The 13,682-nt window shown below is 43.8% G+C and carries 12 protein-coding genes; all 12 read left to right on the forward strand.

What is annotated here, in order from left to right:
- The first annotated feature begins 63 nt into the window (after positions 1 to 63).
- A complete protein-coding gene (locus M1E03_RS00690; protein WP_458110608.1) occupies positions 64 to 1,245 on the forward strand; it encodes a NupC/NupG family nucleoside CNT transporter in 1,182 nt (393 codons plus the stop codon).
- Between the two features lie 30 nt (positions 1,246 to 1,275).
- A complete protein-coding gene (locus M1E03_RS00695) occupies positions 1,276 to 2,577 on the forward strand; it encodes a pyrimidine-nucleoside phosphorylase (RefSeq protein WP_020453524.1) in 1,302 nt (433 codons plus the stop codon).
- A gap of 326 nt (positions 2,578 to 2,903) precedes the next feature.
- On the forward strand, positions 2,904 to 3,296 hold the full coding sequence (locus M1E03_RS00700; protein WP_020453523.1) for a DUF5082 domain-containing protein: 393 nt from the start codon (positions 2,904 to 2,906) through the stop codon (positions 3,294 to 3,296).
- A 9-nt stretch (positions 3,297 to 3,305) separates the two neighbouring features.
- Positions 3,306 to 3,575: a YwqI/YxiC family protein gene (locus M1E03_RS00705; RefSeq protein ID WP_020453522.1), complete on the forward strand. Its 270-nt coding sequence runs from the start codon at positions 3,306 to 3,308 to the stop codon at positions 3,573 to 3,575.
- Positions 3,576 to 3,592: 17 nt separating this feature from the next.
- A complete protein-coding gene (locus M1E03_RS00710; protein ID WP_105981322.1) occupies positions 3,593 to 5,185 on the forward strand; it encodes a ribonuclease YeeF family protein in 1,593 nt (530 codons plus the stop codon).
- Positions 5,186 to 5,197: 12 nt separating this feature from the next.
- A complete protein-coding gene (locus M1E03_RS00715) occupies positions 5,198 to 5,971 on the forward strand; it encodes a phosphate signaling complex PhoU family protein (RefSeq protein WP_105981321.1) in 774 nt (257 codons plus the stop codon).
- 23 nt (positions 5,972 to 5,994) lie between these two features.
- Complete coding sequence (locus M1E03_RS00720; protein WP_105981320.1) at positions 5,995 to 6,591, forward strand: hypothetical protein; 597 nt, start codon at positions 5,995 to 5,997, stop codon at positions 6,589 to 6,591.
- A gap of 229 nt (positions 6,592 to 6,820) precedes the next feature.
- Entirely contained in the window at positions 6,821 to 8,266 is a 1,446-nt protein-coding gene (locus M1E03_RS00725; RefSeq protein WP_458110609.1) for a DEAD/DEAH box helicase, read from the forward strand.
- A gap of 110 nt (positions 8,267 to 8,376) precedes the next feature.
- Positions 8,377 to 9,786: a glycoside hydrolase family 43 protein gene (locus M1E03_RS00730; protein ID WP_458110610.1), complete on the forward strand. Its 1,410-nt coding sequence runs from the start codon at positions 8,377 to 8,379 to the stop codon at positions 9,784 to 9,786.
- Positions 9,787 to 9,922: 136 nt separating this feature from the next.
- Positions 9,923 to 10,912 carry a choloylglycine hydrolase family protein gene (locus tag M1E03_RS00735; RefSeq protein ID WP_458110611.1) on the forward strand — a complete coding sequence of 330 codons (990 nt, stop codon included), beginning with the start codon at positions 9,923 to 9,925 and terminating at the stop codon, positions 10,910 to 10,912.
- Between the two features lie 81 nt (positions 10,913 to 10,993).
- Positions 10,994 to 11,473: a hypothetical protein gene (locus M1E03_RS00740; RefSeq protein ID WP_458110612.1), complete on the forward strand. Its 480-nt coding sequence runs from the start codon at positions 10,994 to 10,996 to the stop codon at positions 11,471 to 11,473.
- 329 nt (positions 11,474 to 11,802) lie between these two features.
- Positions 11,803 to 13,653 (forward strand): beta-glucoside-specific PTS transporter subunit IIABC, encoded by a 1,851-nt coding sequence (locus tag M1E03_RS00745; protein WP_458110613.1) that lies wholly within the window; start codon positions 11,803 to 11,805, stop codon positions 13,651 to 13,653.
- Positions 13,654 to 13,682 lie beyond the last annotated feature (29 nt).

Genomic DNA, 13,682 nt, shown 5'->3' on the forward strand with positions numbered 1-13,682 from the left:
GCGAAAGCTTCCTGCGCACAGATACAAAAATGTAAGCGAATACATCCCCAGGAGGATCAAAACATGAAATATCTTATCGGGCTCATCGGTTTATTTGTCGTCTTAGGGCTTGCATGGCTGGTCAGCAGCGGAAAAAAAAGAGTGAAGTACCGTCCGGTTATCGTCATGATCGTGCTGCAATTTGCATTGGGATATGTTTTGCTGAACACGGGCATCGGAAACTATCTCGTCGGCGGGTTTGCCAAAGGCTTCGGGTATTTGCTTGAATATGCCGCAGAAGGTGTAAATTTTGTCTTTGGCGGGCTGGTGAATGTGAATGAATCCACATTCTTCATCAGCGTGCTGCTCCCGATTGTTTTTATCTCTGCTTTAATCGGTATTTTGCAATATTGGAGAATCCTTCCGTTTATTATAAAATATATTGGTCTTGCGCTTAGCAAAATCAACGGGATGGGCAAACTTGAGTCATACAATGCCGTGGCCTCGGCGATACTGGGGCAATCTGAAGTATTCATTTCGTTAAAAAAGCAGCTGGGGCTGCTGCCTAAGCACAGACTTTACACGCTGTGCGCTTCAGCGATGTCAACCGTCTCGATGTCTATCGTCGGCGCCTATATGACGATGCTGAAGCCAGAATACGTTGTCACCGCGCTCGTATTGAACTTATTCGGCGGATTTATTATCGCTTCGATTATCAATCCTTATGAAGTCGATCGAGAACATGATATGGTAGAGGTACAGGAAGAGGAAAAACAATCCTTCTTTGAAATGTTGGGCGAATATATTATGGACGGCTTTAAAGTCGCCGTCGTCGTGGCCGCCATGTTGATCGGATTTGTCGCGATCATCGCAATGATTAACGGCATTTTCAGCGCCGCACTAGGCATATCATTCCAGGAACTGCTCGGGTTTATTTTTGCGCCGTTTGCCTTCCTGATGGGTATTCCATGGCATGAAGCGGTGAATGCTGGAAGTATCATGGCAACCAAGATGGTCTCAAATGAATTTGTCGCGATGCAGTCTCTCGCACAAGGCAGCTTCCATTTCAGCGGCCGCACCGAAGCGATTGTTTCTGTCTTCCTCGTCTCATTTGCCAATTTCTCATCGATCGGAATTATCGCCGGCGCTGTTAAAGGACTGAATGAGAAACAAGGAAACGTCGTCGCACGCTTTGGCTTGAAATTGCTGTATGGCGCAACGCTCGTCAGTTTCTTGACAGCGACCGTTGTAGGATTGATCTATTGATAAACATTGAAAAAAGGACTGGTGATCACAATGAGAATGGTTGATATCATCACTAAAAAACAAAATGGAGAAGAATTGACAACAGAAGAAATTCAATTTTTCATTAAAGGCTACACAGACGGCAGCATTCCTGACTATCAGGCGAGCGCTCTGGCGATGGCCATCTATTTTCAGGACATGACGGACAGAGAACGGGCCGATCTCACGATGGCGATGGTCAACTCAGGCGAAACGATCGATCTTTCCGCGATTGAAGGCATCAAAGTCGACAAACACTCAACAGGAGGCGTCGGCGACACGACGACGCTCGTACTTGCACCGCTTGTTGCGGCTCTCGATGTCCCGGTCGCCAAAATGTCGGGCCGCGGCCTTGGACACACAGGGGGAACAATTGACAAGCTCGAAGCGATCAAAGGGTTTCACGTGGAACTTTCTAAAGACGAATTCATCGAACTTGTCAACCGCGACAAGGTTGCCGTCATCGGCCAAAGCGGAAACTTGACGCCAGCTGACAAAAAACTGTACGCCCTTCGCGATGTGACAGGCACGGTCAATTCGATCCCGCTGATTGCCAGCTCGATTATGAGCAAGAAAATCGCCGCGGGGGCGGACGCGATTGTCCTTGACGTCAAAACAGGCGCCGGCGCCTTTATGAAAACGGATGAAGACGCCGTCAACCTTGCAAAAGCGATGGTCCGCATCGGAAACAATGTCGGCCGCCAAACGATGGCTGTCATCTCTGACATGTCCCAGCCGCTGGGGTTTGCCATCGGAAATGCCCTTGAGGTGAAAGAGGCGATCGATACATTAAAAGGGGAAGGTCCGGAAGACTTGACTGAGCTTGTCTTAACATTGGGCAGCCAAATGGTCGTTCTTGCCAAAAAGGCAGAGACCCTTGACGAAGCAAGAGAGAAACTGATCGATGTAATGAAAAACGGAAAAGCGCTGCAAAAATTCAAGGATTTCCTTCAGAACCAAGGCGGCGACAGTTCTGTCGCGGATAACCCTGAAAAGCTGCCTCAGGCTGCCTACAAAATCGACATTCCTGCCAAAGAAGCGGGCGTCGTGTCTGAAATCGTCGCCGATCAAATCGGCGTCGCGGCCATGCTGCTGGGCGCCGGCCGCGCAACAAAAGAAGACAAAATCGACCTCGCCGTCGGTATCATGCTTCGCAAAAAAGTCGGCGACGCAGTCGAAAAAGGCGAACCATTGGTTACCCTATACGCAAACCGCGAAAATGTCGATGACGTCATCGCAAAAGTCTACGACAACATTCAAATCGCTGAAAAAGCCGAAGCGCCGAAGCTCGTGCATACGGTGATTACGGAATAGAAGAACATGCAGAAACAGCACATACCCTTGGGTGTGTGCTGTTTGTTTAATGGCAAGATTTGAAGAAGGTCATTTGAACTAAGCACCTGATGCTATTTCAAAGAACATTGTGAGAAGCTTGAATGGATCAATTCAAGAAAATCCAAGAAAACCAAGTCCATTATCCTATTTACCTATTTTGGATGATATTGTAATATGAAAAAGGTCTGATTTATAAGAACGTTGGATTCAATCGGAAAGCAACAATATACCTAACCGAAATACTGTGGAATAAGCGAATAGTAACGTGCAGACGTTTATTTTCTGAAAAACGAGGTGAACCCGATATGTCAAACCATGCTGCTAAAATCGCTTCTTTGGAAAAAGATATTTCTTCTTTATCTCACAATATAAAGGATACACAAAGCAAAATCGCTGAACTGAAAAAAGCAAAAACAGCTATTACCGGTGAACTTCACACCCTTTCAAACAATGCCAATCTCATCAATCAGCCAGATATTACTTCGCATATATGGAACGGTAGACATACAAATCAATTTATCAATATAAGATCAAATATTGCACACGGCTATCAAAATATACAGAGAGAAACAGATGGTCTGATTTCACATATTGAGCAAGAGATTGAAAATCTTGAAATGCAAATCTCTAATATGGAGATGTTTCTAAGTATACAAAAACAACAGCTTACAGATATAAAAAAACAAGTCAATCATTGAGGTGAAAGAATGGCAGAAATAAAGGTAAAAGCAGAAGAAGTCAAAACGGCGTTTTCAAGCCTTCAGACAAAAATCAGCGCACTTTCGATAGCAGGTTCAAAAGCCGATATCACTAATTCTTCAATGGATGTAGTGAACAAAATAAAAAAAATCGAAAAGGAATACGAGCAGCTATTAAAAAAATACAAGGAGGCGCTATCTTCAGTTGAAAAGGACGCATGGTCAAACATTAAAGTCCTGATTGATACTGATAAAAACATCTCTCAAAAAATGAAATAAGGAGGGCTGGTTTTCTCTTGAAAGTTTTAGATGTCTCTGAAGTCATTGACGCGATAGACCAATTGATTAAGGAAAAAAAGCAAGAGGAAAAAGAAATCAATGCCATAAGGGAAAGTGTACAAAAAATTGCAGAGCTTGATGATGCATTAAAAGGAGAAGGCGGAAATGCGATCAAAGAACACTTTTCGGTTCTTCATCTTCCCGTGCTGCTTTATTTTCAGCACTTTATTGATCAATACATACAGAATTTAAAAGATATTAAAGCAAAAATCAGAACCTATGAATCAACAGAGGGTTTTGTAAAAGAAGAGTTTCTGACGCATGACGTCAAAAAGGGCTTAACAGAACTGAAACGTCAAACGAATGATACGGTTGATTCGATTAATGACGAATTTGATAAAATCAGCCAGTTGATTGGGGGCGGATCTATCTCTTTGGCATCATTTAATGAGCATATTTCCGAAGCAAAAAAACATGTGAACAACACAGTGTCTGATTTAAAAGAGCTTGATCGTGATACTAATTCTATATTAAAACAATCGTCAAATTCGATCGCTCAGCTTTCCAAGCTCACTGAAAAAGTGAACACTTGGTCAAAGGGAGGCGCGATCCTATCTAAAAAAACGATTAAAGAGGTTGAAAACTACTTTTCTGAAACAGATGTCGTTAAACAAATGATTGACGAAGCCGTTGATTTAGCAGAAAAACAAGACGATCCGACAATGATGGGCAGAATCGCTGAATGGCTCGATTTAATCGGTACAGGAAACGGCGCTTTGGCTGTAACAAAAGGCGTCATAGCCGTGAATGTACTGGCGACGAAAATGCTTGAGCTTGAAAAAGACGGAAAAGGAAACTTCCGTGTGAAAGCCTCTCCGAAATGGACGCAGGGAGCTAACGGAAAATACGATTCCAAGGTGGCTCAGTTTGTTTACAATATCCTGAAAAAAGGCGATCCAAACTCAAGCAAACCAATCAAAAAATGGCTCGGCAAATTTCAAAATAAACCAAGCGGCCTTTTGAGAAAGATTGTTGGGTTGGGGCCTAACACAACAAGAATATCATATGAAAAGATTTTAGAAAGCCAAAGTTTCCTAAAGCATAAGCCAGAGGAACTGAAGAGTTATAAGACTAAGCTTGATGTGAAAGGGACTCTTGGGAAGTTTAAGGATGAAGTAGCTCCCGGAAAACTATTTAAAAAAGTCCCTGGAGTAGGTACCGTATTTTCCTTTGTGACTAATTTTTCTGAATTCATTAATGATGATAACAAGGGGAAGTCTACCCTTGAAATATCAGGACGAGTGGCAGCTGGCTTTGGAATGGATGCGGGAGTAGCAGGTGTGACTGTTGGAGGTGCTGCATTAGGGTCACTTATATGCCCAGGCCCCGGAACTCTTATTGGGGGAGCTATTGGAGCTGGTATTGGAATAACCGGATCTATATTTGTTGGCGACACAGTAAAAGAGTGGGGAGAAGATGCTGGTGAATGGGTAGAAGACAGATGGGATGATATGAAAGACTGGACCGACAAACAATTATCGAATATCTCTGATTCAGTTTCAGAGGGTTTATCAAAAGCAGAGGACTTTGTGACTAGTTGGTTTCGATAGGGGGAATTTAAAGTGTCTAAAATTATATTAACTACTAATGAACTTGTTGCCGCATTGTTATTATGCAGATATGAAAAAGCTGCTGAGGATATTATTAATGAACAGAAGATAATTCAAGATGAAAAAGACATTGAACCATTTTCAATTCAAGCCGAAAATCTTTTAAAACAAAGAGGATATTGGGATGATGGCACAGAATCTAATTTACAAAAAGGGTTAGAAAACCTGATTCACTTACTCATTCAATCAAAGCGAAAAGTTCGCTGTATCCATCGGAAAAGAGTGTTGATTGTACATCATGTTCAAAAAGATGAACTCATTGTGCAGGAGATAGAAAATCAAAATCATAGTTTTTCGATTTTAAGAAGCAGAGAGTCGTTTTTAGAAATGTTGAAAACATTTTATCATTCATATACGGATAAAAACCCAGAACATGAAATTTTTGAAATGGATGATGATTCATTTGATGAATTTCACGAAGTAGAAGCTGAGGTTATTAAAAGAATGGCGGAGGATCCAAAAACTCACCCATCTATTAGTCAGTTCTCTTTTGATTTTCTAAAAAACAATCAAGAGCTTGATAATATTTCATTTTTTGAAAGCGACTATATTACAAGCCAATCAAGATTAGATCAAGCTGTATTCTTATTAAGAAGTGATGATTTTATTTGGCATTTAGATTATGAGAATATAAAAAAAACCGGTTCACTTTTTCTTCAGCCTGTGGCAGTAAATGAATATTTCGAGAAAATAGTAAATACAATGAATGAGTTTTTTGATTTGTAGAAAAAGAAAGGACAAGTGGATTTATGTTTTCTATAAAAAAAAGCGGTATTTTTTGGATGCGAAGTAATGCAGTATTCATGTTATTAGTGGTACTTTTGTTGATAAACATCCCATATTGGAATCGAGATGACAGCAGTATCTCATTATTTTTATTTATATTTTTCGCGGAATGTTTCTTGGTTTTACTTTCTTTGGTGTACGGTTTTAATACAAAAAAAATATATGTTAGTCCGAGGAAAAAAATATTCAAGAAATCAAACCTAATAGTAGGTACTATTACCGTCATTGCTATAAGTTTATTTTTAAGTTTTGTTTTAAGGGAACACATTCCATACCCAAGCGCCTTATTGTATATGTCTCTTACTATAAATTTCATTATGGCAATTATTTCATTGCTATTTCCTAACTGGGTGATAAAACAGTATGAATTTAATATATATGAAGAGTCAAGTGGATGGATAAACGATTTTTTACGCTATTTCTTATTTATTGCTTGGGCAATTAATTATGAAGTCCAGGTTGTTTTAGCCCGTCTGCCTTTTCTATTGCAGCGTTTAATGGGAATTGTTTTTATCATAGTGTTAGTCTTTTCTATAGCTTCAATATCCTCTATGTATTAAATATTAGAGGGGAATTAAATAGTTATAGGTAAAAAAACCGATTCTTTTCTCTGAGCAGCAATTCATTCTTTTGTGTTAACAGCTTTATAAGTTAATTAGGGTGTTTCTTAGGGCTGCGTTTATTACAGCCTCTTTTTCATGTCCTTTTGAAATCAGTCATGATTCGCGTATAATCACATTCATAACACCATCATTCACTGGAAATCATATGACCAAAAGGAGTTCATGCATGAACAAAGCCAGTTTTAAAGACTATGCATTAAGCGGTGATATTACGAAAGCGCTCGATCATTTAGGGTATAAGCAGCCGACTGCGGTGCAAAGCGAAGTGATTCCCGCGGCGCTTAAAAAGCGGGATGTTGTGGTGAAATCGCGAACGGGGAGCGGGAAGACGGCCGCGTTCGGAATTCCGCTTTGTGAGCTGACAGAATGGGAAGAGAACAAACCACAAGCTTTGGTTTTGACACCGACGCGCGAGCTTGCCGCTCAGGTTAAGGAGGATTTGACGAACATCGGCCGCTATAAAAGAATAAAAGCAGCGGCTGTTTACGGGAAATCGTCCTTTGAACGGCAAAAAACAGAGCTCAAGCAAAAATGCCATATCGTTGTCGGGACACCTGGACGCGTATTCGATCACATTGAAAAAGGGACCTTTCCATTAGAAAAACTGAAATACCTTGTCATCGATGAGGCCGATGAAATGCTGAATATGGGATTTATCGATCAAGTAGGAGCGATCATCCGCCATTTGCCTGAAGAACGGCTGACGATGCTGTTTTCAGCAACTTTTCCGGAGGATGTAGAGCATCTATCCCTTCAATATATGAAAGATCCTTTGAAAATCGAGATTCAAGCAGGCGGTACGACAACTGCAGATATCGAGCATCAACTGATCTTTGTAAATGAAAATAATTCATTTCCGCTTTTAGTGGATCTGTTCATTGTTGAGAATCCGGACAGCTGCATCGTCTTTTGCCGCACACAGGAGCAAGTGAATGAGTTGCAGCGGCGCTTAGCCGGTTTGGGTTATCCGTGCGCGAAAATTCACGGCGGCATGCCTCAGGAGGAACGTTTTGCCGTTATGAACCGCTTTAGACGGGGAGCGTTTCGCTATTTAATCGCGACAGATGTAGCTGCAAGGGGCATCGATATTGAGAACATCACACATGTCATCAACTATGAGCTGCCATTAGATCAAGAAAGCTATGTGCATCGTACCGGAAGAACAGGCCGAGCCGGCAGCCGGGGAAAAGCGATTACGCTTGCCAGTCCGCGTGAAAAAAGGATGATCACTGACATTGAAGACTATATCGGTTTTTCCATTCCTATTATTGAGGCGCCGTCAAAAGGAGAAATTGCACGGGCAAAAGCGGCGTTTCAAAAGAAAATCAATAGGAAGCCCGAGCTAAAACAGGACAAGAGCGAATCGTTAAATAAAGAAATTATGAGGCTCTACTTTAACGGGGGAAAAAAGAAGAAGCTGAGAGCTGTTGATTTCGTTGGGACGATTGCTAAAATTGACGGCGTCTCCGCTGAGGATATTGGGATTATCACGATACAAGAGCAAGGTTCATTCGTTGAAATTTTAAACGGCAAAGGACCGCTCGTCTTAGAAGCGATGAAAAACACAACCGTGAAAGGGAAATTGCTGAAAGTGCATAAAGCGAGGAAATGAACTTAGGCTGCCGACTTTGTCGGGAGCTTTTTTGTTCGTAATAAACCTTGGATAAGCAGCATATGATGAATTGTCAAAAAATGAAAGCGCTTCAAAAGAAAGGAGAACAAATGAATATGAGAAAGTGTTTCATCCAAGTCCTTGCATTGCTTTTCATCATGGCTGCATGTTTCGCGCCAAACCAAGCTTCTGCACAAACTCAAAAACCTGTATTTTCAGAAGTGGCGGTTCACGATCCATCCATTATTAAAGCGAATGGCACGTACTATGTCTTCGGCTCCCATTTAGCTTCGGCCAAATCGACGGACCTCATGAAATGGACGCAAATTTCCTCGAGTGTCCACGACGGCAATCCTCTGATTCCGAACGTATATGAAGAATTAAAAGAGGCCTTTGAATGGGCTGAAACTGATACGTTGTGGGCGCCTGATGTCACCCAGCTTGAGGACGGCAAGTTTTATATGTATTACAACGCCTGCCGCGGGGATTCTCCGAGATCTGCGCTCGGACTTGCTGTCGCGGACGACATTGAAGGCCCATACAAAAATAAAGGCATTTTCCTAAAGTCGGGAATGGACGGGATCAGCAATGACGGCACGCCTTATGACGCGACAAAGCACCCAAATGTCGTCGATCCGCATACATTCTTTGATCAAAAAGGAAAGCTGTGGATGGTGTACGGCTCCTATTCCGGGGGAATTTTTATTTTAGAAATGGATAAGAAAACCGGACTTCCGCTTCCAGGACAGGGGTACGGCAAAAAGCTGATCGGCGGCAATCACAGCCGGATTGAAGGCGCATACATTCTCTACAATCCTGAAACACAGTATTACTACCTGTACATGTCCTTCGGAGGGCTTGCCGCTGACGGCGGGTACAACATTCGCGTCGCCCGCTCAAAAAACCCTGACGGCCCTTATTACGACGCAGAAGGCCATGCGATGATTGACGTCCGCGGCAAAGAAGGAACGTTGTTTGACGATCGTTCAATCGAACCGTACGGTGTCAAACTGATGGGAAATTTCTCATTTAGCAATCAAAACGGCTATGTATCGCCGGGCCATAACTCTGCCTTTTACGATGAAAAAAACGGCAAATCGTATTTAATCTTCCACACCCGCTTCCCGGGACGGGGGGAGGAGCACGAAGTCCGCGTCCACCAACTGTTGATGAACAAACAAGGCTGGCCGGTTGCCGCCCCTCACCGCTATGCCGGAGAGAAGCTCGACAAGGTGAAAAAGTCAGATGTGATTGGCGCCTACGAATTGGTGCGTCATGGAAAAGACATATCCGCAGATATTAAAGAATCGAAAGAAATCCGCTTAAATCAAAACGGCAAAATAACCGGCGCAGCGGCCGGGACGTGGAAGAACACGGGAGACAACAAAATCGCACTCAAGCTCGACGGAAAAACATATGACGGTGTATTTTTGCGCCAGTGGGATGCAGCTTCTGAGCGGAAGGTGATGACGTTTAGTGCGTTGTCTCATGAGGGAGATGCGGTTTGGGGGAGTAAATGATGTGATTAAAAATGACCTCTGTTCTGGAGGTCATTTTTATCTTAATCCCTTTCATTTTGACGAATCATTTCCAATTCGATAACATGGAAATAAATTGTTCACGAAGTGTAATATCAAACGAAAAGGATGAGACGCAATGTGTACAAGTATCACGTTGACGACTGCGGGTCGGGAGCATTTATTGGCGAGGACGATGGATTTTGATTTTGAGCTTAACGGGGAAGTGCTGTTGCATCCGCGTCGCTACAAATGGAAAAGTGAAGCAGACGGCAGCGAGCATGCCGGCCGGTATGCGTTTATCGGGATGGGCAGAAGGCTCAATAATGCGCTGTTTGCCGATGGTGTGAATGAAAAAGGATTGTCTTGCGCGGCGCTTTATTTCCCGGATTATGCTGTGTATGAAAGCGAGACGAAAGAGCAATGCCGCAATCTTGCGCCGCACGAATTTGTGACATGGGTGCTGTCGGAATGCGGCGATTTGGAGGAAGTGAAAAAAGCGGCTGTTTCCGTAAACATTGTTGAGAGAGAGGTCAGCTTGCTCAGTACGGTGACGCCGCTTCATTGGCTATTAACGGACCGCTCCGGTGCGAGCATCGTTGTTGAACCGGCGGCCGGAGGCATTCAAATTCATGATAATCCGGTCGGCGTGCTGACGAACAGTCCGGATTTTCCTTGGCATTTGACCAATTTGCGCAATTATATCGGTCTTCAGCCGGGACAGTTTGCCGCGAAAAAGATGGGAGACCTGACGCTGTCGGCTTTTGGCCAAGGTTCCGGGCTGTCCGGATTGCCGGGAGATTTTACACCGCCATCCCGTTTTGTCAGGGCGGCAGTTTTGAAAGAGCACATGAAGCCCGTGTCCAACGAAACAGAAGGCGTTTCTGCCGCGTTTCATATTCTCTCCAATATGAATATTCCCAAAGGGATTGTCATGACTGACAATGGCGAAGACGATTACACCCAATATACGGCGGTGATGTGCAGCGAGACGTGCAGCTACTATTTTCACCATTATCAAAACAGGCAGATTCAAAAGGTTTGCATATTACAGGAAGACCTGGACAGCAACGAAATAAAGGCGTTTCCGCCAAAGCAGGAAGAGACGTTTCATTCTCTTCAATCATAAACGAAAGAAGGAACAATATTGCAAAACAAAACAGCAAACAGACTCATTTTATTAGGCATTAGCTTACATAGCATATATTGGTTGTTTATATTATTTTTGTTTTTTCATTTCAAACATCAATTTGACGTTTATGCCGTTTGGAATCCGAATGTCACGGACGGATATATGGAGGCTGGGACTTTCGTGGCCGCGCTGAAGTTGATGATCTACTCAGGCACGTTGTTTAATTTGGCTCTCTTGTTCATTTTGTGCTTGTTGATTGTAATTTTAGTACAGTCGGTCATTTTTATTGCCCTGGAAATCACCGCTTACGTGAAAATCAAAAAAGATCCGTTTTCTCCTTGGGGCTCTTTTATTTTAGCGATGGGCATTAAAAACATTTTCACAAACTTATCAGGGATTCCGTTCATGGCCGCCGGATTCATTCTTCATAAGCAGCAGGAACCGAAAGGCGCAGTTGCACAGCCGGCAGCACGAAGGAAAGCAAGGCGAAACCCTGCATTGCTTATGAAAAAGGCGGCGAAAGCTAGAAAACATAGAAATAAAGGTATAAAGTCTTAGTTTCTAGTTTGCGTGTATTCTATTTTTTATGAGACAATTGTAATGAAAGCGTTGACATGAACAAAAACAGGTGCTACAGTATAGTTACAAACTAATATCAGCAAGTTTCTTAAGGATTGTTACTGCTTTTGCAGGCAAAACCTAAGTTGCGTACAGCTTTCTGGGACATCGTCCCATTCAAGCCGGCGTAATTTAGGTTTTTTTTATACCCAAAATGAGGAGGTGATGTGAGATTCCGAGGATTCATTGCGGTTCCAAGCCAATAAAAAAGCCGGGTGAAGGCGGCCACCTTCAGTCCGGCGGATTCCCCCAAAGGAGGAGGTACTCATATGGATTATAATAAAGTATCGAAGGACATTTTACAACTCGTGGGCGGTGAAGAGAACGTACTTAGCGTGATTCACTGCATGACAAGACTGCGTTTCAACCTTTATGACAATGCGAAGGCAGACCGCGCGAAACTGGAAAGTCTTTCGGCTGTAATGGGCACCAACATCAGCGGCGACCAGTTTCAGATTATCGTTGGAAATGATGTGCCTAACGTTTACAAAGCGATTATCGAAAACAGCGGACTGAGCGAGGGAAAGGCTGGCATGCAGAAAGCAGAAGGAAAGACAAATGTGATGAGCGCCATCTTTGATGTCATTTCCGGCGTATTTACACCGATTCTGCCGGCGATCGCCGGTGCGGGTATGATCAAGGGGATTATAGCGTTAGCCGTGACGTTCGGCTGGCTGAGCGAGAATAGCCAGGCGCACACTATTCTGACTGCTATCGGCGACGGTGCGTTCTACTTCCTGCCTTTATTGCTTGCGGTCAGTGCAGCGAAAAAATTCGGCAGCAACCCTTATGTTGCTGCGGCGATCGGAGCGGCGATTCTGCATCCCGATCTGACAGCGCTCCTCGGTTCAGGGGAAAGCATTTCCTTTATCGGATTGCCTGTAACCGCTGCCACGTATTCGTCGACGGTGATTCCGATTTTGCTTGCCATCTGGATTTCATCTTATGTAGAAAAATGGATTGATAGAATCACCCCGACTTCTTTGAAACTCATCTTTGTTCCGACTTTCACCCTGCTGATTGTCGTGCCCGTTACATTGATCACGGTCGGTCCACTCGGAGCGATTATCGGAAACTATCTATCTGTCGGTGTGAATTATTTATTCCAGCATGCTGGCCTCATTGCAATGGTTCTGTTGGCCGGAACGTTCTCTCTCATCATTATGACGGGAATGCACTACGCGCTGGTGCCAATTATGCTTAATAATATTACTCAAAACGGATACGACTACTTGATGCCGGCCATGTTTCTGGCCAATATGGGGCAGGCGGGCGCGTCATTCGCAGTCTTTTTACGCTCAAGAAATAAGACGTTCAAATCGTTGTCGATGACGACAAGCATCACGGCGTTGATGGGAATCACGGAGCCGGCGATGTACGGTGTCAACATGAGGCTGAAAAAGCCGTTTGTCTCAGCGCTTCTCGGTGCAGCCGTCGGCGGTGCTTTTTATGGTGTCACAGGAGTTGCATCCTACATTGTTGGAGGCAACGCCGGATTGCCTGGCATTCCGACATTTATCGGCCCTACATTCGTTCAGGCGATGATTGGCCTTGTTATAGCGTTTTTTGCAGCGACGATTATCGCTTATCTGCTAGGGTTTGAAGATGTGCCTTCACAGGAAGATGAAGTTCAGGCTAAAGACGAACCTCAAGGCAACGCGGCCGCCGAAGAAATTATTCAAAGCCCGCTGAAAGGCGAAGTCAAAGCATTGAGTGAAGTGGATGATGCGACATTTTCAGGAGAAGTCATGGGAAAAGGCGTTGCCATTGAGCCAGAAGAAGGCAAAGTGGTGTCGCCTGTATCAGGCACGATCACGACCGTTTTTCAAACGAAGCACGCCCTCGGCATCACTAGCGACAATGGGGCAGAAATTATTATCCATATCGGAATCGATACGGTGAAATTGAACGGTGAGCACTTTACCGTGCATGTCAATAAAGGAGACGCTGTAAAGCCGGGAGACCAGCTTGTCTCATTTGATATGGATGCGATTAAGGATGCAGGCTATCAGTTAATCACGCCGGTTATCATCACAAATACGGACCGGTACCAGTCGATCAAGCCTTTGAAAACAGATGAAAGCGTTGACATTGAGGAAGCGCTGATCGCGCTGGCATAGAGAGAGGAAAGCTCGACAAATTTGGATGA

This window comes from Bacillus sp. PK6-013 (genome assembly GCF_054161445.1).